Below are 22,175 nucleotides of genomic sequence, written 5' to 3' on the forward strand. Positions count from 1 at the left end.
CACCGGGCCTGCTGTAGTTCTGCGCACGGCCGGTCCGGCCCCGGTCACCCGGAGACCGTTACGCAGCGGGGCAGAGCCAGATCCAGCCCGGCAAGGACGCGCTCCTCACAGGAGAGATCGCCGATGACCTTCCGCACCGGCAGGGGCAGCTGCCGGACCAGCGTGGGGATGGCGACGATCTGCTCCCGGGCAGCGAGCTCCGGATGTTCCAGGAGGTCGATAACCTCGATCGTGTACCGCCCCCGGAGGTACTCGTCGCAGATCTTCCGGAGGCTCTCGTTCGCCCGGACGGATCTCCTCGAATTCCCGGCCACATAGAGCAGGAACACCCAGATCTCCTCGCCTGCCTGCGGGTTACTCATCTTTCCCCCCTTCTTCCCGCCGGGTATTCCCGGCCGCCGTGTCCGCCTTCCGCATGCGGGCGAGGTGTCCCCGCTCCTCGGATCGTGCCTCCTTCTTCCGTTCCAGCTCCCTGGCGAACCGGTCGAACTCTGTCTGCACGCCCTGGTGCTCCGCCTGGAGGGCTGCGATCCGGGCTTCGAGCACTCTCTGCTCCCGCTCGGCCTCGATCCGGCGGGCCCGGAGTTCGTCCTCACGAGCCCGGATCTCCGCCTCTTCCTCCATCTCCATGACATAGCGCGCCGAGCCGGTCAGGACACCGCCCGGGCCGAGGTAGACATCCGCGAGATCGATCCCCTGATCCGTGATGATCACCTCCCGGATCTGGTTGGAATGCGCCATGCCCCGGGACTTCAGGACGTAGAGGCCGCGGTTCCGCTCGCCGCCGGACTCGATGAACTTGAGGAGGATCCAGGTATCCATCAGGGAGGAGATGCCGATATTCGTCTGTTCGAGGTGACCCCCCTGCGTCGTCAGGTCGGTGAAGATTCCAGTGATCTGGTTGATCTTCAGGTAATCGACGAACCGGATCAGCATCGCCTTCGAGTCGACCTCGGTGCTCACCGAGATAAGGTTCGAGATCGGGTCGACGACGACCGCGTCCGGCCGGAAGACCTGCACCTCCCGGAGCATGGCGGCAAGGTGCGTCTCCAGGCCGTAAGCCGTCGGGCGCGAGGAGTGGATGGCAAGGAGCCCGGCATCGATCAGGGGGACGAGGTCGATCCCGATGGAGCGCATGTTCCGGACGATCTGGCTCGACGACTCTTCAAAGGCGAAGTAGAGACATCGCTCACCCCGTCGGCATATTGCGTCTGCGAAGGTCACCGCAAGACTCGTCTTGCCGGTGCCCGGCGTCCCCGATACCAGGACACTCGAACCCCGGTAGTAACCCTTCCCGCCGAGCATCGCATCGAGCCGTTCGATGCCGGTGGATACCCGCTCTTTTGGGGCTTCGTGTTCGAGGCCGAGGGCGGTGATCGGCATGATGACGAGACCTTCGTTCCCCGTGATCAGGAACGGGTACTCGTTCGTCCCGTGGGTGGAGCCCCGATACTTGACGATGCGCAGGCGCCGGGTCGAGATCTGGTTGGTCACCCGGTGGTCGAGGAGGATGACGGCGTCGGAGACGTACTCCTCCAGGCCGTGCCGGGTCAGGCTGTCGCCCCGGCCGCTCTCGCCGGTGATGACCGCCGTGACGCCTTTCTCCTTGAGCCAGGAGAAGAGCCGGCGGAGTTCGGCACGGATGATGCCCTCGTTCGAGAGGCCGGAGAAGAGGACCTCGATGGTATCGAGCGCCACTCTTTTCGCGCCGATGGAGTCGATGGCGTAGGCGAGCCGGATGAAGAGCCCGTCGAGGTCGTACTCGCCGGTCTCCTCGATCTCGCTCTTCTCGATCCGGACATAGTCAATCGCGATCTTCTCCTCCTCAAGCAGCCGGGGGAGGTCGAAACCGAGCGAGTGGACGTTCTTGATAAGATCCTCCGCGGTTTCCTCGAAGGAGACGAAGACGCCGGGTTCATTATACCGTGTCGCCCCGCTCACCAGGAACTGCATGGCAAAGAGGGTCTTCCCGCTCCCCGCTTTCCCGACGACGAGTGTCGGTCGCCCTTTCGGGAGCCCGCCGGCCGTGATCCCGTCAAGACCCTCTATACCGCTCGGGACCTTTTCAAGAGCAAAACCGGTGTTTACGGATGGTGCCGGAGTACCTGCCACCTGATGCATGCATGTCTGATGATCCAGGTTCGGCATATACATTACCCCGGCGAACCGGCATCTCATCGCTCCGGATAGGACATCCCCGGAGATCAGGTGCTCGATGAGGGCGGGCGAAGACGAACCCGGAAGTCGCTCCCGGGTGGCTCGCCCGCCACAACCCGTACTGCTCCGGCATCCGGGCCCTACGTTTTCCTCAGCGTAAACCAGAATGCCGCGCCGCACCCCGGACGGCCCGGTATGCGGTCCTCGACCCAGATCTCCCCCCCGTAACGCTCGACCAGGATCCGGACCAGGTAGAGGCCGAGCCCTTCGCCGACGCCCCGCCGTTTCTGCTCGTACCGGTGGAAGATCGCCTCCTTGTCCGCATCCGGAACGCCCCGACCGGTATCTTCGACCACGACCCTCACGAGCCCGTCCGCATCCTCCGTCCGGACGGTGATCGCGACGCCGGGACCCCCGTGCTTGACGGCGTTGCCGATCAGGTTGGCAAAGACCTCCGGGAGGAGGTCGTCGGCCATCACGAGGCCGGGATGACCATCGTAGCGGATATTGCCGTCATGGTACCGGCGGATCTCATTCTGGATAACCTCATCGAGGTCGATAGGCCGAATATCGGGCGTTCCTGAGTGGATCCGCCGGATCTTCGAGACGGTGCCCAGGATGTCAATGCTCTTCCGAATGCTCCGCTGGAGTTTTTCCACGTATCCGGCCGCCTCGCCGTCCAGGATGCCGAGGAGCAGGTCGGCATAGAGGTTCGAGACGTTCTCGGTGTTGCCGATATCGTGCGTCAGGATGTCCAGGTAGAGGTTCGTCTCCCGGTGAGCGCTCTCGAGCTCGCTGTGGAGTCGGGCCCGTTCTTCCTCGGCACGCTTCTGCTCGGTGACGTCGGCGGCCACGCCGACGAGACGGTGAGCCTGCCCCTCAAGGTCCCGGCGCACCAGACCCTGGCTCAAGATCCAGCGGGTGGAGCCGTCGGATGGACGATGGATGCGATACTCAGCCCGGTATTCACCGTTGCCGGCGACGACCGTCTTCAGGGCCTGCAGGATCCCGGCCCGGTCCTCCTGAACCACAAAGGCCATCCAGTCGGTGCCGCTCTGCAGTGCGCTGGGACCGGGAGCGCCAAGCAGTCCCGCCAGTGCTTCGGAGGCGGTCATCCTCCCTGTGACAAGGTCGATCTCCCAGGGCGCGAGATCGGCAGCATCCAGAGCCATCTCCAGCCGCTCCTCGCTCTCGCGCAACGCCCGGTTGAGCCGGACCAGATCCTCGCTCTGCTCGCGGAGCCGGGAATTGGATACGGCAAGCTCGGCGGTCCGCTCCTTCACCCGGTCCTCGAGTTCGGCGTAAGCCCTTCTGAGGAGTTCCTCAGACCGCTTTTGCCCGGTCAGGTCCGTCGCGACCAGGGAGTAGACCTGGACGCCGTCCATCTGCAGGAGCTTCAGGGAGAGGTACACCGGCACCAGGTCCCTGCCGTGCGCCAGGAGCATGCTCTCGCCCGTGGTGCCGGAAGGGTCCCCGTCTTCCATCATCCCCCGGAACCCCTCCGCACCGGCCGGAGCGACGAAGGCGTGGATCGACTCCCCGATCAGGTTCTGAAGGGGCATGCCGAGAAGCCGGGCGAAGGACTCGTTGGAGTAGAGGATGGTGCCGTCGGTAGAGAGGGTCGCCGCCCCTTCCCGCATCTGCTCGACGAGTACGCGGTAAGGGTGTTCGGCGGTGCTTAAGGTATAGACCTTCTCGCCCTCGTCCGTCGAGACGAGGAAAGCATCGACCTCCCCCCTCCGGATCGCCGACAGGGTCTCTTCAGCCTCCGTAAAGCCCCCGTAGAGTTCTTCGAGCACGCGCAGGAGTTCCTCTTCCCGTGGCAATCGGAGTGCGTTCATGTCTGGTGAGTTCTCCGGAGCGGATCTCCCGGCGGGGCGCACGATCACTCCGTCTTCCGGATCCCGAGCCCGACAAGGACGCGCTCTTCGTCCGACATATCCCCGATCAATCTCCTGATAGGCAGGGGAAGCTGCTTGATGAGCATGGGAACCGCGAGGATCTGGGACTCCTTCGCCTGTTCCGGGTGCTGGTAAACGTCGATCACCTCAAGGTCGTAGCTCCCTTTGTAGCTCGTCTCAAAGATATTCTTGATATTCTCGATCGCCCTCTGCGACCGGGGGGTCATCCCGGAGACGTAGAGCCGCAGGATGTAGCGGGAGCCCTTCCTTTCCAGCGCTGTCTCGAATTCTTCCGTGGTCGGAGGCCTGCTTGAGGCCTGTTCATTGTTCTTGCTGTTCACTCCGTCAACTCCCCTGGCATCTTAAGATCTTACCCCCGCGGGCGCAGGTCGAGACCGACCAGAACCTTCTCCGTATTCGAGAGGTCACCGATGATCTTCCTTAAGGGCTCGGGAAGTTTCCGGACGAGCGTGGGGACGGCAAAGATCTGGTCGCCTCTCGCGAGCTGGGGGTGTTCGACGAGATCGATCACCTCGATCCGGTACCGTCCGGCAAGGTGCTCCTCGCAGAATTTCTTCAGATTCGCGAACGCTGCGAGCGACTTAGGAGTCTGGCCCGCGACGTAGAGCCGCAACTCCCAGAACTCCCCGTTCTCCTCCTCGGTCGTCTCCTGATACGTACTCATTACACTTCCTCTTTCCCCTCTCCACTACCTCAAGCTTTCCGTCGCCGGCCGGGAGGATGGGCGCCTGCAGTCCCTTCCAGTTCAGGTCTTCCGGTGCAACGGCAGTGCCGACCCGGGCCGGGCATCGCCGGCATACGGTTCAGCCTCTACCCCGGGAGTCGGCGATTGTCTAAAATGCGTCACAGCGCTCGCACCCATACCCGGAAGGACTCAGGCCGTTCAGTCGTCTCAGGACATGGAGGCGGCCACGGCGGCTAAATGCGGGCCAGCACCCCTCAGTCGAGTGTTCAAGCCTCAGAAACCCGAGAGTGAAGCGACAGAGCGAGAACTGGTTTAGATACATTTATCCGATAGTCCCGGGAAATCTCCGTTATGAGACTACTGTATCTCCTCCTCGCCCTGGCGCTCGTCGTCCCGGCAACGGCTGTCGTCCTCACATCGGGGAATGCGGAGGCCGCCGGCACCGACGCCGGGTTGAAGCAGGTTGCCACATTCGGCAACGGCACGCGCTATGAGGCGGGACCATACCACGTCGTCGTCCTCTCCGGGACCTACCGGGAGATGGGGCGGCAGTACGGCGCCCTGATGAAAGATGAACTCCAGGCGGAGTATGCAATGCTCCGCACTCATTTCAGGGCATCGGGGTATACCGAGGCGGAGATCGGTGAATTCGCTCGGGGGGCAACAGCGCTTCAGGCAAAGCGTATGAAGGAGATCCGGGCCGGGATCGCGGAGACGTCCGACCTCTCCGTGGAGGAGGTCGATATCCTCTACGAAGGCCCGATTGTCTATCTCGTGACCTACGGCGCGAAGGCGGGATGCTCTTTTGTGGCGGTATGGGGCAACTACACCCCGGACGGCTCGGTGGTCCTCTCCCGGAACTACGACCTGCCCGACGTCTTCTCGCTCTTCCACCCCTACTACACCCTTGCGGTCTACAACCCGACCGACGGGAGCAACGGTGTGGCGACCTTCGGCCCGGCCGGGGCGCGCCCCGAGACCCTGATGAACAGCGCAGGGCTCTTCATCGCCGACGACAACGCTGTGGACTCCGGCAGCACCCTTGAGATCGCCGGGAGGCCCGACCTGGTCGGGGAGTTCTTCCGGCTGATGCTCGACTACTCCGATATGGAAGGGCTCGATGCCGGGATCATGACCACCCGTGCAGACTGCGCGTGGATCGTGAACGCGGCCGGGCCGGACGTGGCCTACTCCTACGAGGAGACCGTGTACGATGTCAGGCGCCGGGAGGGACCGGGCGTGATCGCGGCCGCAAACCACTTCGTGGACCCGTCGTGGCGGCTTGCGGCACCCCCGGCGGAGCACTCGACCACGCGGTATGAGAACCTGCTCCGCCTCGCCGAGAAGAACAAGGGATCTATCGACGGGGAACGGATGGCGGCGCTCCGCGATGTGCTGCTGGAGAACGGGGGCGCGACGTTCCGGCACAATCTGCTCGAGGGTATGCCGTACTCATCGGATCACCAGGCGGTCTTTGTCCCGGCGACCCGTACGCTCTGGATGAAGGTCGTGGACCGCGACTGGCAGAAGGTGGAACTCGGGCAGTTGTTCACGGTCTGAGAGGGGCGGCGGACCGGGATGAAGGGAGCGGATTCCCGCCCCCTCACCGGGATGCCGCAATAGACTCTCAAATAGATTATTTTCCGAAGTAATCGACGATATTGCGGAAGAGCTGCATGTTCATCGACTCAGTGGGCAGGGGTTTTCCCTCGCGCTTCAGCCGTTCTTTCCGGGTCGGCCAGTCGTAGAGGTTCACGAACTCCATGGCCCGCTCGGGGTGCGGCATCAGGCCGAGGACCTTGCCGTCCGCCGAGGTTATCCCGGCAATATCGCCTATCGAGCCGTTCGGGTTGTGGGGGTACTCCCCTCCCGCGGGGGAGAGGTCGTCGCGGCAGTAGCGGAACGCGACCATATTCTCCCTCTCGATCCGCTCCAAGGTCTCCTCCGAGCAGGAGAAGTTCCCTTCGCCGTGGGAGACCGGGCAGTAGAGGTGCGTGATGCCCTTCGTCCAGAGGTTCTCCGACGCGGGTTTGAGCGTGACGAAGCGGCACTCGAGCACGCCCTTTCGGTTCGGCATCAGGGCGATATCCCGGGGACGGTCCTGGTCGAACGCAGGGATCAGGCCGAGGTTCGCGAGGATCTGGAACCCGTTGCAGATGCCGAGGACGAGGTTGTCCCCCGCGAGGAACTCTTTTACGTCGCTCCAGAGGTTGTTCCTGACGCGGTTTGCGTATGCGTTGCCGGCGCCCGTATCGTCGCCGTAGGAGAACCCGCCGGGGAAGACCATCACCCGGTAGTCGGAGAGGGCCTTCTCTCCTGCGATGAGGTCGTTGATGTGGACGATATCGGATGCCATGCCGGCCCGCATCAGGGCTTCCTCGGTCTCCATCTCGGAGTTGATCCCGTAGCCGCTCATGATGAGGGCTTTTGCCGGGGTCCTGGTGTTGTATGTGCCGGCCATCTCAGTATCCCCCGAAAGGTGCCTTGTATGCAGCCTCGATTGTCGTAACAGGCTGCTCGATGAGGGTTTTGTCTCCTGCCGATACCCGGAAGACCGCACCGTCGACGCGGCCGAGGAGGTGCGCATCGCCGCCGAGAGCCTGCTCGAAGGCCTCCCGGTCGGAGGGGGCGACCGTGACAATGAGGCGGCCGAGCGACTCCGAGAAGAGGTAGAGGTCCGGGCGCATCCCGCCGGGTATGGCGAGGTCCATCCCGACCCTCCCTGCAATCGCGACCTTCGCGAGGGCGACGAGGAGCCCTCCGTGCGTCACGGGGAAGGCGGAGGCGACAAGGTTTCTCCCGATTGCGTCGGTCATCCTCTCGTAGCGTGCCTTTGCCGTCTCGATCTCGAGGGCCGGGACCGCACCACCCTCGAAACCGAGGTGCGCGAGGTACTCCGACCCGCCGAGTTCCTCCCCGGTTTCCCCGACGACGTAGACGAGGTCGCCGTCGAACTTCGCGTCCATCGAGACCGCGGCGGCGACGTCGGGGTGGACGCCTATCGAGGAGATGAGGAGTGTCGGGGGTACGGAGACCTTCACGGGGTTAGAGTCCGCATCGAACCCGGAGAAGTCGTTGAACATGCTGTCTTTCCCGGAGATGTACGGCGTGCCGAACCCGACCGCACCGTCGCGGCACCCGAGCGCAGCCCGCTTCAGTTGCCAGAGCCGCTCGGGATCGTCTGAGGAGCACCAGCAGAAGTTGTCGAGGAGCGCGATGGTATCCATCGGGACGCCTGTCGCGATCAGGCCCCGGATTGCCGCATCGATCGCGGCGATCGCCATGCGGTAAGGATCGAGCTCCGAGTACGACGGGAAGAGGCCCTGCGAGAGCCCCACGCCCTTCATCGAGCCGGGGACAACCTTCGTCAACGTGGCGGTGGCCTGGACCCGCCCGCTCCCCTGGACGGGGCCGAGGACGTGCCCTCCCTGGACGGTATGGTCGTACCGGGTCGAGATGAACTCCTTGGAGCAGATGTTCTTTCGCGCGAGCATCGCAAGGAGGAGGGCGTCGAGCCGGTCCGGGCACGGGAAGTCGGGCTCGGGATAGGCCGTCTCTACGGGCTTCGTTCTGAGGTGCTTCTTTGGGAGGCCGTCGTGGAGGAAGTCGAGTTCGACGTCCATGACGGCTTCGCCGTTGTACTCCACGACGCACCTGCCGGTATCGGTGAACGTCCCGATGACGGTCGCCTCGACCTCCCTCTTCCTCATCAGGTCCATGAACGCCTCTACCGTCTCCTCCGGGACGGCGAGCGTCATCCGCTCCTGCGACTCGGAGATCCAGATCTCCCACGGCGCCATGCCGGGGTACTTCAGCGGCACGCGGTCGAGGAGGACATGGCACCCGCCGGACTCCTTCGCCATCTCCGCGACGGAGCAGGAGAGCCCGCCCGCGCCGTTGTCGGTGATGCTCCGGTAGAGGTCGAGGTCGCGGGCCTCCTTGACGATGACGTCGGAGAACTTCTTCTGGGTGATCGGGTCGCCGATCTGGACCGCGGTGACGGGGCTCGCGGGGTCGAGGGCCTCCGAGGAGAAGGTGGCCCCGTGGATGCCGTCCTTACCGACCCGGCCGCCCACCATGACGATGAGGTCGCCGGGCAGGGCCTGCTTCTCGTGGAGCAGTCTCCCGTCGCGGGCCCGGGGCATCACGCCGACCGTGCCGGCAAAGACGAGGGGTTTACCCACGTAGCGGTCGTGGAAGTAGCACCACCCCTGCGGCGTCGGGATGCCGGAGCAGTTGCCGCCGACATCAACGCCGCGGACGACGCCTTCAAAGATCCTCCGGGGAGGGAGGATGGGGTTTGTCCGGTTCTTCCCGCGGAAGAGGGCCGGCTCGGTCTCGGGGTCGCCGACGCAGTAGCCGTAGATGTTGATGCAGGGTTTGGCGCCGAGGCCGAACCCGATCGTGTCGCGGTTCACCCCGACGATCCCGGTGAGGGCCCCGCCGAAGGGGTCGAGGGCCGAGGGGGAGTTGTGGGTCTCGACCTTGCAGGTCACGAGGTGCTCGTCGTCGAAGACGATCGCGCCTGAGTTGTCGGTGAAGACCGAGACGCAGATGTCGTCATCGCCCTTTGCCTCGCGGATGGTGTTGGTGGCCGCCTGGATGCAGGTCTTGTAGAGCCCCCTCGGGACGTCGTCGTCCATCGCCGAGGCAAAGATGGTGTGCTTGCAGTGTTCGCTCCAGGTCTGGGCGAGCGACTCGAGCTCGACGTCCGTCGGCCTCCGCCCCAGCCCCCGGAAGTAGTCCCGTATCGCGTGGAGTTGGGGGAGGTCGAGGGCGAGCGGCCCCCGCCGCTCCCCGGTCCCGGGATCGATGATACCCTCTTTCCCGATGCGTGCGAGGTCCGCGTCGGGGAGGTCGAGGTCCACGGTCCCGGCCGCCTGGAGTTCGTCGAGGCGGACGAAGGGCGTGACCGGGTCCATCCCTTTCCCGCCGTACTCCTCGCGGCTCTTGACGTGGACGCGGTTGACGAGCGGGTTTGCGAGGGCGGCGGTGAGCCTCTCGCGGGATTCGGGGGTCAGGTCGCCGCTCGCGAGGTAGAGCTGCGACGAGAAGACCGCCTCCCCTTCACCGAACCGGAACCCGAAGTAGTCCTCGATGGTCTGCTTTGCCGTCGTCCCGGCGTTGTCGGTGACGCCGGGGAGGAACCCGACCTCGATCGCGTAATCGAAGTCGGCCTCCGTCGTCGGCCGGTCTACGGAGTACCGCTGGACAACGGGGTTGCTGAGCTGCGCGCCGATCTGCGAGAGTTCTTCGGGGGAGAAGTCCCTCTGAGAGGTCGCTATGGTATAGACGTCGACGAGATGCAGCTCGCGCAGGGGGAAGCCCAGCGAGCGGAACCTCTCGGTACGCGTCTTTAGCCGTGGATCGCGGGAATAGTGTACCTCTATCCGGTGGACGTGAGAGGCCATGTATAAATATGGGTGGGATCGGGAGAAAAGTACTCCGCTGGGGTGGGGTGTGTGGTTGGGGAGAGGGTCCGGGAGGGGCTTGCAAGTGCCCCCGGAGATCCGATGATAAATACCCACGCCCGGGAATACGGGCCGAAGAAGAGATCTGCCAGGAGATAGTAGCTACTCATGCGGTCCGTGCCGAATGGTGGTTCGGACGGTCGAAGAACCGGCTGCTGAGTATGCGAGAAGGGTTTCATTCGCGAAGTGCAACGTCGATGGAAACGGACGGATTGCAGCAATTTTCGAGATACCGGCGGCTCCGACACTCATCTTCTTTGCAAACAGTCTGCTGGCCGACAGGATCATCGGGATGCAATCGACCGATCGTTTGCATCGCTCTGATGCCTGCGGCATCGAAAGAACACTCTTTCAAAAAAGGTCAGGGGGTGCTGGCGCCTTCCGGAGCCGTGGCAAGGCTCCGATCGATCAGCCAGCCCACTGCAAGCGCCGCGGTCGAGAGCGGCAGCGCGATGACCAGCGGGTCGACGACCGGCCAGGGCATCGGGAGGAGGCTCTCCACACCGAAGAGGAACTGCGAAAGGCCGAGCACTGCAGACTCTTTTACGTGGACGAAGGCTGTCCAGACAAACCAGACGACCGCACCTGTTATCAGGCTGTACTTCGCGCCCCGGAGTGACGGCCGCTCGGAGAAGAGCGCCTGAACATAGGCCGGGAGGAACGCGGCGGCGCCAAGACCCATGAACATCGCCGTCGCCCGGGCGATGATGCTGCCGGGCATGACGTAGGCGAGCAGGACGGAGACGACGATCATGGCTATGGTGCCGAGCTGGATCGTCCGCATCGACGGCTTCTCGCGCCGGGTATGCTGCCAGATGTCGTACCCAAGACTCGTCCCCATGGTATGGAAGAGCGAGCTTAACGTCGACATGGCGGCGGCGAGGAGCGCCAGCATGAAGACGACGACAAAGAGATCCGGCATCGCCGCGTTGATGTAATTCGGGATGATCGTGTCGATATTCCCGTTCGTCGCAGCTTCCACGGCGGTGACGCCAGCAGTCTGGTAGAAGTAGACGTTCGTCAGCGGTCCGACGGTAAAGGCGACCCCGGTCATCATCAGGATGAACGGTCCACCGACCAGCACCGCCCGGTTGAGAGCGCGGCTGTCCTTGACGGTCATGAACCTGACGACGAGTTGCGGCTGGGCGAGGACACCGATGCCGACCCCGAGGACGAGCGTCGTGATCAGGGTATACCAGATGGGCGACCCGAGCTCGGGCATCGACGCCCACCCGGTCATTCCGGCGGCCGCAAGCGCGGAGGGCACCTGGCTCGAGAGCGCGTCAAGTGCCATGTGGGCATTTATGACGCCGCCGAGGAGCGTGTAGGTGAGCAGAAGCAGAATGGTCATGCCCACCAGCATGATCGCACCCTGGAGGGCGTCGGTGTACATGACGGCGATGAGGCCGCCGACCACGACGTAAAGGGCGACGACGGCGGCGAAAGCGAGCAGCGCCGTATCGTACGGGATCTGGAGAGTACTGGTGATGAACTGCGCTCCGCCGATCAGGATCGCGGCGGTATAGAGCGGCATCCCGACGACGATCAGAATGCCGGTGAAGGTCTGCAGGAAGGGCGAACCGTAGCACTTCCCTATCAGGTCCGGGAAGGTGACTGCGCCGACGCGCTGCCCGATCCGCCGGGTTCTCTTTCCGAAGACCACGAAGGCGATGAGGACACCGACGCCGATGCAGAGGACGGTCAGCCACATCAGTCCCATTCCGAGCTGTGCCGCCGCACCGCCGAAGCCGATGATCGCCGAGGTTGAGATGAAGGTGGCGCCGTAGGAGAGCGCGAGGACGACCGGGTGAATTCTTCTTCCGGCGACCATGTAGTCGTCGGACCCCCGGGTCCTCCGATAGCCGAGGTATCCGAGGCCGATGACCAGCAGGAGATATACGACGGTCACCAGGGCGAATGTGAGGGTATCAACTGCCATGACTATCATCCAGCCCCTTATTCCAGTTCAGAAGGCCGTACAGGATACACGCAAGCGTAAGACCAATCGCAAGCACGTATGCAACCCAGATAGAGGGATCGGTAATTCCGAGCATAAACAGTCCTCCCGGTAACAGATTACCGGTTCAATCCACGGGAACACAGCGTCGTGCCGGTTCCCTATCTAAAGCTAAAGAAGAAGGCGAATACGTTCTGCACGTCGGTGCAACCGGGGTTCACGTGAGGATATGCCATCGGTGATTGTCCCGATCTTATTCTACGCGTCCCGTATTTAACGGTTGTTTTTCCTGCCGCATCCGGGCAGAAGCCCATCAAATTATGTCTTCTCTGGTTTGACGGCCCTTCTTCTCTTCCGGTTTATCTACTTCCTCCACCTCATCGTGTTGCGCTTGTGGACTGCCCAAGGGTTTTCATTATCCTCTCCTGACATTCAGAGGGTTCTGTTGAATTTCCCCGGCCAATAACAATCACAAGCGCCTGACCCGCTTTCTTTGATCTCCGATCTCTCGAAGATAAGGAGATGATCTCGGAGGTGAGTTCCGGAGATGATCTACGAACACCGTATGCCAGTGAAAGATGACCTTTGCGCCGCTGTCTTTTCAACGGTTTGCCCTTAATGCTGATCATCCGGTTCCCAGACTATCCGGCATGCGGAGGTTCACAGGACCTCCTTCAATCCCGGGATTTTGCGGAAGACAAAATGTGTCGCCGCAAAGCAGAGTGGAACGCAGATGACGCAGAGCAGGAACCATTGAACAACCGGGTACAGCACAAACGGGCTGAGCAGCAGAGCGACCGCGACAATGATCGGAGGATGGAACATATAGACGGTAAACGAATTGTCCGACATCGTTTTAACCAGCTTCGTTTGTCGATTGAATTTCTCCCTGAAGACGGCGATCAGCCCGATGCTCATGGCAACCGCCACAAAGGATTCCCATACCGAAAATCCTGCGCTCTGCCAGGTCAGCCCCCCCTGAAGGGCAGCCATGTTTCCGCTTACCGTGACCGGTATTACCAGCGCCAGCCAGGCGAAGAGGCCCAGAGCGATGCCGCCGATAAGCCATCGTTTCCCGGTCCGGTAACTGATGGCGGCGAAGAGATTGTTTCTGTACGCGACGATACCCACGACGAAAAGGACGACGTACGAAGCGAAATAGCTGAGTTGCATGTTCAGAACGCTCGTCCCGATCGGCTGGACGATCCTGATCAGAAAGGCGGAGACGGCAATGATCAGGATAAGGAGGACTGCCCCGGCAAATGACGGTTCGAGCTGCTTTCGAGCCGTTGCAGGGGCTGACCGGCGGGGGATCAGGCGCACCAGCCCGTAGATCAGAGAAAAGCCGAAGAGGGCCACCGCGAACCACATCACCCCGGTGCTTGAAAGAAAGCCGATAATGTCAAAGCCGGTCCACGTATTGCCGAGCTCGACGTATTCGATGAACGGCGTTATTGCTACCATATAGATCAGCGTAGGGACGATCAGGCGCCGAAATCTCTCTCCGGCGAAGCGGCCGAATCCTTTCCGGTCGTAGCTCCCTGCGACGAAATAGCCGGAGACCAGGAAAAGGAGTCCCAGGAAGTATGCCTGCTGGAACGAAAGGTAGAATCCGAACCAGATGGTGGATACCGTGTCTAGGTGCGTGTCTGCTATGTAGTACCAGCTGCCGAATCCGCTATACGTCACCGCCAGGTGATGCATGACGACAAAGACGATCACCATCAGTCTCAGGTTGTCGAGGTACAGCAGCCGCTCCTTTCCCTTCCCCATTTCATCACGGATCGAGATGGCTGCCAATCGACGACCTCACTTTCACTTCGCGATGCTGTGCTGAATAGTTCCGGTCGCCCGACCGCAAACGTGAAGGCGACGGGGGCCCCTGCCGGTCTTCCATGCCCGGGAAGGAGCGCCGGGGACACCAGTACCCCGATACTCGCGATTAGAGTATATAGAATGAGCGCCAGGTGCGGCGCGGCGAATTCTGTCTCTCCCTTGAGTCCATCGACCGGTAGGAGTACCTCCTCGCTCCGGGAGGAGGGCAGTCATTACGATAGCCCTCTTCCGGGCACCTCGATCGATACATCAGATGAACGGCGCAGGAGTCCGACCACTAAGCCGCAACGGAGTGGGTACAACTGTGCCCGACAAAGAGATGTAGAACCAGGTGGGGCAGGAAAAACCTGAAAACAGGAGAGGATTTGAACTTATCGTTCTTAAGCCCCAGCCGAGATTTGAACTCGGGACCTGCTGATTACAAGTCAGCCGCTCTGCCAGCTAAGCCACTGGGGCATACCTTATGATGTGGGTTGTCCGCGGTAAAAAAGATGGCGCCCGGATTCTCATGGCTCTCCGACATCCCCGGGCATCTCAGGTTCCACCGTCCATACCGTCTCACCATCATACCAAATCCGCCGGACCCGATGATACGGAATACACGCTACATGCGTCCCGGCGTCCACCTCCAGGTACTGCGCATCGAGCGCGAGGACCCGCTCGCCCTGCACCGTCGAGCGATCGCCGGGCGCCCCCCTGTCGACGTACTCGACCTCGACCCGCGAGAAGTCGTAGCCCGGATCGTGATAGAGCCGGAGCAGCAGCCGGTGGCTCGTCCGCATACCACGACCCCCTCGCCCCGCCGGACCATAAAGGTGCGGGACGCGCCGCCGGCCGGCCCGCCGGAGCGAACCGCGGGAAGACAGGGACGAGTCTGCAACGTTCATAACAAAGGAGCGCAAGAGTGTACCAGAAGGATGTCGCATCTCAACGTCGATCTCGGGGGCCGGCCCGGCCTCGACTGCCGGGGATTCTGTTCGTATTGCTACTTCAAACACGTCAAGGGAACGACGTCGTTCGGCTGCAAATACTGCCTCCCCTTCCAGAAGGGCTGCGACTACTGCACCCGGGGCGTGCGCGAGGGGTATACCGGGTTCAAGGACCTCCGGACCGTCGCCGACGAGACGCTCGCAAATCTCCAGATCACGGGCGACGACATCGACCGGATCACCATCAGCGGCGGCGGGGACCCGAGCTGCTACCCGGAGTTCCGCGACCTCGTCGAACTCCTCGGCAGCATGGAGGTGCCGCTTCACATCGGCTACACGAGCGGCAAGGGGTTCGACGACCCCGCTATTGCCGACCACCTCATCGAGAACGGCCTCTCCGAGGTCTCCTACACCGTCTTTGCCGCCGACCCGGCTCTGCGGCGGCAGTGGATGAACGACCCGACCCCGGAGGCCTCGCTCGCGGTCCTCGACCGGCTCTGCGGCGCAATCGACGTCTACGCCGCCGCGGTCGTCATCCCCGGCGTCAACGACGGCGAGACCCTTGAGCAGACCTGCGCGTGGCTCGAGGAACGGGGCGCAAAAGGGCTGATCCTGATGCGGTTTGCGAACAGGACCGACCAGGGGCTCATCCTGGGGAACGCACCCATCATCGAGGGGCAGCAGGTCCATTCCGTCGACGAGTTCCACGATACCGTCACCCGCTTAAACGAGCAGTTCCCGATGAAGATCAGCGGGACCCCGCTCGGCGACCCCTCGATCGGCTCGCCGTTCGCGATCCTCCACGAACCCGACCTCTTGAAGAAACTCCCGCGCGTCCGGAAACGCGCGACCGTGATCACCGGGAGCGTCGCCGCCCCCTTCATTCAGCGGGTCCTCTCGATCCGGGGCTCCGAATCGAGGGTCGTCCGGGTGAAAAAGGAGATCGCCTGCCTCATCACCGCCGACGACCTCGCCGGGGTGAACCTCAGAAGGCTCGAAGAGGTCGTGATCCTCCCCGGCCGGGCGTTCGTCCATGACGCCGAGGCGAGAAGAATCCTCTCCGCCGACGGCGTCGACCGCGAGGTCGTCCGCGGCCCCGACATGCTGACGGCCGACGCGGAGACGAGCATGGGCATGACCCGGACAGAGGTCCTCCAGAAGGAGATAGACGGGTTTGCGGCCCTGATCAACACCATCAACCTGCACGGCCGGTGACGGGGGGGCACCCCCGGAGCGAAAAGCGGAAGACGGCGCCGCACTCCGGCCGGCCCGGTATGCGATCCTCGACCCGGACCTTCCCGCCGTAGCGCTCGATCAGGGTCCGGACGATGTAGAGGCCGAGCCCCTTGCCGCTCTTCCTCCCGCCTTTCCTGAACTTCTCAAAGACCAGGGACTTCTCGGCGTCCGGGATCCCCGGCCCGGTATCCTCGACCGAGACCATGACGGTCCCGTCCTCCTCCCTGACGTCGATCCGGACCGAGACATCCGGTCCCCCGAACTTGACGGCGTTGCCGATGAGGTTTATGAAGACCGCCGGCAGGAGATCGTCGGCAGCGACCCACCGCTCCTGCGGCGTATAGTGAATATCCGCGCCAGGGAAGAGATCGATGGCGCACCTCACGGCGGGATCGAGGCCGACCGGTCCGGGCGCCGGAACCTCCTCCATGATCCGCCGGATCGTCGAGATGTTCCTGACGATCTCGGCGCTCTGCCAGACAGCCGCCCCGATCTTCCGGGCAAGTTCCTTCTCCGGCCCCTTGAGATCCTCCGCAAGGAGCATCGCATAGCCGATGGCGACAGTGTTCGCGTTGTTGATGTCGTGCGTCATCAGGTCCAGGTAAAAGTTCGCCTGCTCGTGGAGCCGCATCCGCTCGACCGCGCTCCCGACCTCCCGCCCGATGGAGGTGAGCACTTCCCGCTCGTCGGGGGAGAAGACGTGCGCGCCCCGGCTGACCAGGTTGACGGCGCCGATGACCCGCTTTCCGGCGACGACGGGGATGCTCGCAAACGCCTGGATCCCCGCACCGGCGTCCTGCGGGCAGGCTCTCGGGTAGTCCTCCACGAAGCAGGGGATGCCGCGGCCGATGACCGCGTCGTAGGGAGGAGTGTCGAGGCCGACGATCCGCCGCCGGAACGAGAAGCCCTCCGGGAGCCCGGTCTCGGCGACCAGTTCGGCCGTCGAATGGTTGTGTCCGACCAGATAGGCGCCGCCCCCATCGAAGTCCAGAAGCGCCCGGGTCTTCTCAAGGATGCCCGCAAGCAGCTCGTCCGTCCCCGCCGACGACGTGGCGGTCCTGACCACCTCGTTGATGACATGGAGATGGATGTTCCTGCGCCGGACCCTCTCCTCTGTACGCCTCTGTGCGGTGATATCTGCAACGCCGATAGCCACGCCCCGGCCCTCCCCGCTCCCGCCGGGCTCGCGCCGCAGGTGCTCCACCCGGTCAAGCATCGTCTCCAGGCGCTTCACCACCAGGGCGTGCCGGATAGAGCAGATCAGGCTCTCGGGAGTGATCTCCCCCCGGATCAGGTAGTCGTCCGCGCCGCGCCGGAGAGTTCTGACCGCCGCATCGAGGCTCTCGGGAGAGACGAGGAGTATGAGGGGGATTGCCGGCGCTACGCCCCTCACCTCCCCGATCGCTGAAGGACCCAGACCGCCGGGGTCGAGTAAAACGAGATCGAACGGCTGGTGCCGGAGGGCATCGAGGCCTTCGGCAAGCTGCCCGTACTCGACCGGTTCTGCCGGGAGCCGGGCCTCAGCGAGCGCCTGCCGGATCAGCCCGGCGTCATCGGGGCTTCCGGTGACGACAAGCAGCCTGAGCGGGTCGGACACCTCCTCGCACCCCCGCCGGAAGGCGTCCCGGGTACCTGGTAACTTCAGTTTCATGCCCGTGAGAGGTGCGCGAGGCGTGCCGCTCCGGAGCACCTCACCTCCATCAACAGGAGGGTAGGGGGATAAAGATTACTGAAGGTCTGCCGGCGAGGCTGCCCCCGCAAGCCCGATAAACCGCTCGACGATCCATCCGTTTCTGACCTCCGGGTGGAAGAGGAGGCCGTAGAGGGGAAGCGAACGGTGCCGGATCGCCTGGACGCACCGGTCGGATGCCGCGAGCGGCACGAACTCTTCAGGGACCGTCACGGCGTATTCGTGCACCTCGTACGCCGAAAAGAGGTCTTCACCGGCAAAGAGCGGATCGGGTGCGAGCACCCGGACCTCGGTCATACCGATACCGCAGCAGGGCTCGATGCCGCCACCGAAGGCCGCGGCGAGAGCCCGCATGCCGGAAGATATGCCGAGCACCGGGCGCCCGAATCCCCGCAGCCACCGGAGCCGTTCGGGGTGCTCTGCAAACCCGGTGTCTCTGAGCGCCGTCCCGCAGAGGACCACCGCATCCGCGGCCTCGACGTCCGACGCGTCGACGGCGGTGTAGTGGCGGACGACAGACGGCGCTCCGGCGTCCCGGAGAATCCGTTCGACCGGCCCGACGAACTCGTCCCGCGAGAGCGAGCCTTCCCTGTAGCAGAGGTCGACGATCAGGATCATTTTGCCACCAGCCCCGCCCGCTCGACCCGGAGGACGCCGTTGTAGTTCCGGCAGGTCTTCGACGTCTCCTCGATCGCGATCCGTTGCGAGAAAAAGGGCGCGTCGACGACGAACGTCTCAAGTTCCCCTCCTTCGCCGGTGAGGGTGATCCGGTACTTCCGGGCAATCGCCCGGAGTTCGTCGAGAGTGCTCCGGTCGATCTCCCGCCCGAGCCAGGATTCGTCGAAGGGGGAGGAGAAGACGCCCACGATGACGACCTTAAAGCCGGCCTCGATGAGTTCTTCCATGTAGGCCTCCTGGTCGGCGAGCCAGAGCGGGTTGAACGACCAGAGATCGAGCTCACGGCAGATCCGCTGGACCCGTGCCGCCTGGTAGACCGAGAAGAGCGCCCCGGTGACGACCCCTTCGATCCCGAACTCCTCTCTGGCCCTGAGGAGAGCCTGCTTCAGGTCATGGAGTTCCTCCTCTTTCTCCCCTGCCGTCTTGACCTCCAGGAGGGGAAGCCCTGCCGCCTCGGCCTGCAGCGCGGCGAGGTGGATGTTCGGAGTGTGAAACATGTAACTCTCCGGGTTTTCGGAGACGACCGTGATCAGGCAGGCAACCTCTTCCTGCTGCATCGCTTTCCAGCAGGCAAAGGTCGAGTCTTTCCCGCCGGAGAAGAGCACACCGAGTTTCATGATGTTCCCGTACTCTTCGGCCCGGCGCACGATAACCCCTGCGGCGCAATGCCCTCACGCATCCGCCCGGAGAATCCAGGCCACGACCCGGACGCAGGCGAAGAGATACGAGAGAGGAAAGTTTCATTCAGCAAAATAGGGCACATTAAGGCTCCGTTCTCCGGCAAGGATCAGGATTATATGATGTCGAATCTTCACTCCGCATGAGCGCCCGAAGCGTATCAGGAGGTATGCACTATGATGGAAAATGGCCTGCACCCGAAAGAGCAGATCGAAGTGGTGGTTGAATGCGTCCTGGTAAACTACCGGGGCGATTCCGAGTCCCGGAATCTGGTCGTCCACGCCATCCTGGAGTGGGCAGAAGAGCACCCCGACGAGTGGGAACAGCTGCAGGCACGATGCCAGCGGCGCCAGGAGATGCTGGCATAACCCCTCCGGACCGGACACAACTCTTCTTTCCGGTCCGGGTCCGTCGATAGCCTCTCCCGCACCAGTCCGGCGTCACTGTATTCCGGGGACAGCCAGCGCCCGGCAGATGCTGCCGGCCCAGGCCCTGGTATCGGCCGCGCGGGGTGCAGGGAGTGTCCGGTGCTTGAAGCCGGGCTTCCGGCCGCCGGTCTGCAACGGGGAATACCGCGATCGGGACGACGGGACCTGCCGGTGCTCGATCGAAACTGGAAAATGAGTGCGAGGGGAGCGATTCGAACGCTCGAACTCCTACGAGACTAGGCCCTCAACCTAGCGCCTTTGACCTGGCTTGGCAACCCTCGCCCGGATTGCGGGAGGTAACACTTTCGGTTACGGAACGGAGATGAAAGATGCGTCGATTGCGCTTTCGCGCCCCGTTCACCCCATTTAATCTATCGTCATACTTGATATACCTTTGTATGGGACAGGGACGGAGAAGAGATGGCCCCCGCCGGAAACGAAAGAAAGCCCTGCGGCGGGGACCGCAGGTGCGTACCCTTGAACCGGGGAAGAGGCCTGCGCGGCCCATTCCACCGTTCGACCTGACGACCGTGGCCCCATAACGGGGGTCCACCGGCCCTTCACGCAGGGGAGGAGGCGTCCCCGGCACTGCCGTTCGCGGATCTATACGAGCTCTCAGGGACGAGGATCTCAAAACGGGCACCTTCTCCCGGGGTACCGGCCTCCAGGATGGAGAGACCGGTGATGGCAAGGATCTCGCGGACCAGGAGAAGACCGTAGCCGTTATTATTGTAGTGCTCCCGCCTGAAGATTGCCTCCTTGAGGTGCGCCGGGACCCCCAGCCCGTCGTCTTCGCAGACGATCACCAGGTCAGGACCCCTCTTCAGCGTTGAGAACCCGATCCGTGTGGTCCGTTCTCCGTGAGCGATCGCGTTCATCGTGAGGTTATGGATCACCCGCTCCAGGAGAGGGTCGGCATAGACCTCCACCGCATCGACCGTCACGGTGATCGTCACCCCGGCCAGGCGGGCCGTAGCCACCCCACCGGCGACCGTATCCTCGAGGTTCTGCCAGACCGGCTCCTTGATGCCGACGCTTTGATAGTCCCTGGCGAACTCCACCTGTTTCCGGAGGTTTTGGGCGAGGGCGTCCATCCCGTCCAGGTACTCAGTGAGCGGCTGGTTCGCCGCGGCCACTCGCTTGATCATCTCAACACGACTCAACAAGCCTTGAATCGTATTTGAAAGATCATGCTGGGTTATTCTGCCGAGGAGCTGGAGTTTGGCGTTCACCAGAGTCAGGGATTCGTTTGCCTGCTGCAGCTGAGCCCTGGTGTCGTGGAACTGCGTCACGTCGCGTACCGACTCGATGGCGCCGACGACCTCGCCACGGCCGTTGCGGAGAGGAGTCGCAGTGGCCCAGAGCACCGCTCTCCTCCCGTAGAGATCATCGACCTCGATGTTGCCGGAGAGGACCCCGTCCAGGTTCCGGACACGCGGGTACCTCTCCCTGAGCAGTTCTATATCGCCTGACAGGAGGAGGTCGATCAGGATCGGGCTACGCCTGCCATAGAGGCGATACGCATGCTCGTAATCACCCTTCCCCATGATATCCTCGCTTCTGGTACCGGTCAGCCTCTCCATCGCCTGATTCCATACGATGATCCGGCCCTCCAGGTCCCTTGCGAACGTCGCATCAGGGAGGAAGCTGATGAGATTGCTCAGGGTTCGCCGGGATGCCGCCAGTGCTTCCTTCGCGCGCTGCTGGCCGGCAGAGAGCGAGGCAACGACGGCAGCGACGAACACGAACAGAATAAACCGGAGCACCGCCCCGAGAGCCTGCCCGGGGTCCCGGGTGAAGGAGAGGAGCAGAATGACATACAGGCATGAGAGCGCGACGGCAAACACGAAGCCCCTTCGGGCGTAGAAGAAGCATGCAAAGATGATCGGGAGGTAGAACAAGTTCTGAAAGATGAAATAAAGGCCGGAATTGAGCGAGTAGAGGCTGACAGCGATGGCAACGGCGCTGCTTGCCAGGATCAGGACGAGGGGGATGTAGTCGGATTCGTCAGGGCGCAAGTATCGATCAATCTCCATGCGTTCGGACCTCTTATGCTGCCGGGACAACGGCCCGCGCGATGCACGGTCTGGCCGACGGGCGGCAGCGATGATGCCTGGAAGGGTTGTGTAACCGGATTATTTATGGTTTATACTGGATAAAAGGGCTGCGTCTCTCCTACAGGAGGTAACCGAGGGTATCCCGGGAAGAACCTGCTTCTTGTGCTCCGCTCCCGGCAGATCGAGGGAGCGAGCTACGTAATTCATAGTAGACGCATGCGTCTTACGGAAGAGATTGCAGCGAAAGACCGGACGCTCGCGTAGCGGGCATCGGTAGAGAAGAACAGCGTTCCAATGGAAAGGAAGGTAATAGCAGCGAGTCGGGCTTCCCGAGGACTCGCGTACCTCAGTACCACACGTCACGTGAGAGGGCTTAACTGCTGGGTTCGGAATGGGTCCAGGTGTTTCCCCTCTGCTATGGCCGCTATTACCAGTAGTGGGCTGTGTGGTT

18 protein-coding genes, 2 tRNA genes, 1 rRNA gene and 1 pseudogene are annotated in these 22,175 nt (G+C 62.9%); 4 read left to right on the plus strand and 18 right to left on the minus strand.

Going from position 1 to position 22,175, the window contains the following annotated elements; all coding sequences use genetic code 11:
* Window positions 1-44: 44 nt before the first annotated feature.
* The 5 genes from F8E02_RS11585 to F8E02_RS11605 all read right to left on the minus strand — a co-directional run bounded on the left by F8E02_RS11585 (window position 45) and on the right by F8E02_RS11605 (window position 4,743).
* Entirely contained in the window at window positions 45-362 is a 318-nt protein-coding gene (locus tag F8E02_RS11585) for a circadian clock KaiB family protein (protein ID WP_317065745.1), read from the minus strand.
* Window positions 355-2,121: a circadian clock protein KaiC gene (kaiC, locus tag F8E02_RS11590; RefSeq protein ID WP_317065747.1), complete on the minus strand. Its 1,767-nt coding sequence runs from the start codon at window positions 2,119-2,121 to the stop codon at window positions 355-357. Before kaiC ends, F8E02_RS11585 begins: the two co-directional genes overlap by 8 nt.
* A 176-nt stretch (window positions 2,122-2,297) precedes the next feature.
* Window positions 2,298-3,998, minus strand: coding sequence for a sensor histidine kinase (locus F8E02_RS11595; RefSeq protein WP_317065748.1), 1,701 nt, complete (start codon window positions 3,996-3,998; stop codon window positions 2,298-2,300).
* A 44-nt stretch (window positions 3,999-4,042) separates the two neighbouring features.
* Window positions 4,043-4,399 carry a circadian clock KaiB family protein gene (locus F8E02_RS11600; RefSeq protein WP_317065749.1) on the minus strand — a complete coding sequence of 119 codons (357 nt, stop codon included), beginning with the start codon at window positions 4,397-4,399 and terminating at the stop codon, window positions 4,043-4,045.
* A gap of 29 nt (window positions 4,400-4,428) precedes the next feature.
* Window positions 4,429-4,743, minus strand: a complete 315-nt coding sequence (locus F8E02_RS11605; RefSeq protein WP_317065750.1) for a circadian clock KaiB family protein — start codon at window positions 4,741-4,743, stop codon at window positions 4,429-4,431.
* 372 nt (window positions 4,744-5,115) lie between these two features.
* Between F8E02_RS11605 and F8E02_RS11610 the strand changes: the two genes are divergently transcribed.
* Window positions 5,116-6,324 carry a C45 family peptidase gene (locus tag F8E02_RS11610; protein ID WP_317065751.1) on the plus strand — a complete coding sequence of 403 codons (1,209 nt, stop codon included), beginning with the start codon at window positions 5,116-5,118 and terminating at the stop codon, window positions 6,322-6,324.
* Window positions 6,325-6,400: 76 nt separating this feature from the next.
* On the opposite strand, the gene F8E02_RS11615 is transcribed toward F8E02_RS11610, so the two are convergent.
* On the minus strand, window positions 6,401-7,225 hold the full coding sequence (locus F8E02_RS11615; protein ID WP_317065752.1) for a phosphoribosylformylglycinamidine synthase subunit PurQ: 825 nt from the start codon (window positions 7,223-7,225) through the stop codon (window positions 6,401-6,403).
* A 1-nt stretch (window position 7,226) separates the two neighbouring features.
* Window positions 7,227-10,175, minus strand: coding sequence for a phosphoribosylformylglycinamidine synthase subunit PurL (locus tag F8E02_RS11620; RefSeq protein ID WP_317065753.1), 2,949 nt, complete (start codon window positions 10,173-10,175; stop codon window positions 7,227-7,229).
* A 145-nt stretch (window positions 10,176-10,320) separates the two neighbouring features.
* On the opposite strand from F8E02_RS11620, the pseudogene F8E02_RS13115 reads away from it, so the two are divergent.
* Window positions 10,321-10,539 (plus strand): annotated as a pseudogene (locus tag F8E02_RS13115) (thioredoxin domain-containing protein); the annotation flags it as partial.
* A 57-nt stretch (window positions 10,540-10,596) separates the two neighbouring features.
* Here F8E02_RS13115 and F8E02_RS11625 read toward each other — a convergent pair.
* The 5 genes from F8E02_RS11625 to F8E02_RS11640 form a co-directional block, all read right to left on the minus strand.
* Complete coding sequence (locus F8E02_RS11625; protein WP_317065754.1) at window positions 10,597-12,174, minus strand: sodium:solute symporter family protein; 1,578 nt, start codon at window positions 12,172-12,174, stop codon at window positions 10,597-10,599.
* Complete coding sequence (locus F8E02_RS13120) at window positions 12,164-12,289, minus strand: symporter small accessory protein (RefSeq protein ID WP_394357932.1); 126 nt, start codon at window positions 12,287-12,289, stop codon at window positions 12,164-12,166. Before F8E02_RS13120 ends, F8E02_RS11625 begins: the two co-directional genes overlap by 11 nt.
* 563 nt (window positions 12,290-12,852) lie before the next feature.
* Window positions 12,853-13,992 (minus strand): acyltransferase family protein, encoded by a 1,140-nt coding sequence (locus F8E02_RS11630; RefSeq protein WP_317065755.1) that lies wholly within the window; start codon window positions 13,990-13,992, stop codon window positions 12,853-12,855.
* Window positions 13,993-14,411: 419 nt separating this feature from the next.
* A tRNA-Thr gene (locus tag F8E02_RS11635) sits at window positions 14,412-14,484 on the minus strand.
* Between the two features lie 50 nt (window positions 14,485-14,534).
* Window positions 14,535-14,810 (minus strand): DUF504 domain-containing protein, encoded by a 276-nt coding sequence (locus F8E02_RS11640; RefSeq protein WP_317065756.1) that lies wholly within the window; start codon window positions 14,808-14,810, stop codon window positions 14,535-14,537.
* A gap of 135 nt (window positions 14,811-14,945) precedes the next feature.
* On the opposite strand from F8E02_RS11640, the gene mmp10 reads away from it, so the two are divergent.
* Window positions 14,946-16,172, plus strand: a complete 1,227-nt coding sequence (gene mmp10 / locus F8E02_RS11645) for a methyl coenzyme M reductase-arginine methyltransferase Mmp10 (RefSeq protein ID WP_317065757.1) — start codon at window positions 14,946-14,948, stop codon at window positions 16,170-16,172.
* Here the strand turns inward: mmp10 and F8E02_RS11650 are convergent.
* From F8E02_RS11650 to F8E02_RS11660, 3 genes are all read right to left on the minus strand, one after another.
* Window positions 16,153-17,844 (minus strand): ATP-binding protein, encoded by a 1,692-nt coding sequence (locus tag F8E02_RS11650; protein WP_317065758.1) that lies wholly within the window; start codon window positions 17,842-17,844, stop codon window positions 16,153-16,155. The two genes, mmp10 and F8E02_RS11650, sit on opposite strands and share 20 nt — an antisense overlap.
* 75 nt (window positions 17,845-17,919) lie before the next feature.
* The gene (locus F8E02_RS11655; RefSeq protein ID WP_317065760.1) at window positions 17,920-18,501 is read right to left on the minus strand and encodes a type 1 glutamine amidotransferase; all 582 of its coding nucleotides are present in this window, start codon (window positions 18,499-18,501) and stop codon (window positions 17,920-17,922) included.
* The gene (locus F8E02_RS11660; RefSeq protein WP_317065772.1) at window positions 18,498-19,178 is read right to left on the minus strand and encodes a diphthine--ammonia ligase; all 681 of its coding nucleotides are present in this window, start codon (window positions 19,176-19,178) and stop codon (window positions 18,498-18,500) included. Before F8E02_RS11660 ends, F8E02_RS11655 begins: the two co-directional genes overlap by 4 nt.
* A gap of 237 nt (window positions 19,179-19,415) precedes the next feature.
* On the opposite strand from F8E02_RS11660, the gene F8E02_RS11665 reads away from it, so the two are divergent.
* A complete protein-coding gene (locus F8E02_RS11665; protein WP_317065761.1) occupies window positions 19,416-19,607 on the plus strand; it encodes a hypothetical protein in 192 nt (63 codons plus the stop codon).
* A gap of 257 nt (window positions 19,608-19,864) precedes the next feature.
* Here the strand turns inward: F8E02_RS11665 and F8E02_RS11670 are convergent.
* From F8E02_RS11670 to rrf, 3 genes are all read right to left on the minus strand, one after another.
* A tRNA-Leu gene (locus F8E02_RS11670) sits at window positions 19,865-19,949 on the minus strand.
* A gap of 278 nt (window positions 19,950-20,227) precedes the next feature.
* A complete protein-coding gene (locus F8E02_RS11675; protein ID WP_317065762.1) occupies window positions 20,228-21,703 on the minus strand; it encodes a sensor histidine kinase in 1,476 nt (491 codons plus the stop codon).
* 328 nt (window positions 21,704-22,031) lie between these two features.
* A 5S ribosomal RNA gene (rrf, locus tag F8E02_RS11680) occupies window positions 22,032-22,153 on the minus strand.
* Window positions 22,154-22,175 lie beyond the last annotated feature (22 nt).

This window comes from Methanoculleus caldifontis, from assembly GCF_032842345.1.
Taxonomy (GTDB): domain Archaea; phylum Halobacteriota; class Methanomicrobia; order Methanomicrobiales; family Methanoculleaceae; genus Methanoculleus; species Methanoculleus caldifontis.

Bases quoted from the DNA above. Each gene is read 5' to 3' on its own strand.
- mmp10 (WP_317065757.1), top strand. From the start codon at position 14,946: ATGTCGCATCTCAACGTCGATCTCGGGGGCCGGCCCGGCCTCGACTGC.
- F8E02_RS11625 (WP_317065754.1), bottom strand. From the start codon at position 12,174: ATGGCAGTTGATACCCTCACATTCGCCCTGGTGACCGTCGTATATCTC.
- F8E02_RS11665 (WP_317065761.1), top strand. From the start codon at position 19,416: ATGATGGAAAATGGCCTGCACCCGAAAGAGCAGATCGAAGTGGTGGTT.
- F8E02_RS11615 (WP_317065752.1), bottom strand. From the start codon at position 7,225: ATGGCCGGCACATACAACACCAGGACCCCGGCAAAAGCCCTCATCATG.
- F8E02_RS11585 (WP_317065745.1), bottom strand. From the start codon at position 362: ATGAGTAACCCGCAGGCAGGCGAGGAGATCTGGGTGTTCCTGCTCTAT.
- F8E02_RS11660 (WP_317065772.1), bottom strand. From the start codon at position 19,178: ATGAAACTCGGTGTGCTCTTCTCCGGCGGGAAAGACTCGACCTTTGCC.
- F8E02_RS13120 (WP_394357932.1), bottom strand. From the start codon at position 12,289: ATGCTCGGAATTACCGATCCCTCTATCTGGGTTGCATACGTGCTTGCG.
- F8E02_RS11640 (WP_317065756.1), bottom strand. From the start codon at position 14,810: ATGCGGACGAGCCACCGGCTGCTGCTCCGGCTCTATCACGATCCGGGC.
- F8E02_RS11595 (WP_317065748.1), bottom strand. From the start codon at position 3,998: ATGAACGCACTCCGATTGCCACGGGAAGAGGAACTCCTGCGCGTGCTC.
- F8E02_RS11610 (WP_317065751.1), top strand. From the start codon at position 5,116: ATGAGACTACTGTATCTCCTCCTCGCCCTGGCGCTCGTCGTCCCGGCA.
- F8E02_RS11605 (WP_317065750.1), bottom strand. From the start codon at position 4,743: ATGAGTACGTATCAGGAGACGACCGAGGAGGAGAACGGGGAGTTCTGG.
- F8E02_RS11650 (WP_317065758.1), bottom strand. From the start codon at position 17,844: ATGAAACTGAAGTTACCAGGTACCCGGGACGCCTTCCGGCGGGGGTGC.
- F8E02_RS11620 (WP_317065753.1), bottom strand. From the start codon at position 10,175: ATGGCCTCTCACGTCCACCGGATAGAGGTACACTATTCCCGCGATCCA.
- F8E02_RS11655 (WP_317065760.1), bottom strand. From the start codon at position 18,501: ATGATCCTGATCGTCGACCTCTGCTACAGGGAAGGCTCGCTCTCGCGG.
- F8E02_RS11675 (WP_317065762.1), bottom strand. From the start codon at position 21,703: ATGGAGATTGATCGATACTTGCGCCCTGACGAATCCGACTACATCCCC.
- kaiC (WP_317065747.1), bottom strand. From the start codon at position 2,121: ATGCATCAGGTGGCAGGTACTCCGGCACCATCCGTAAACACCGGTTTT.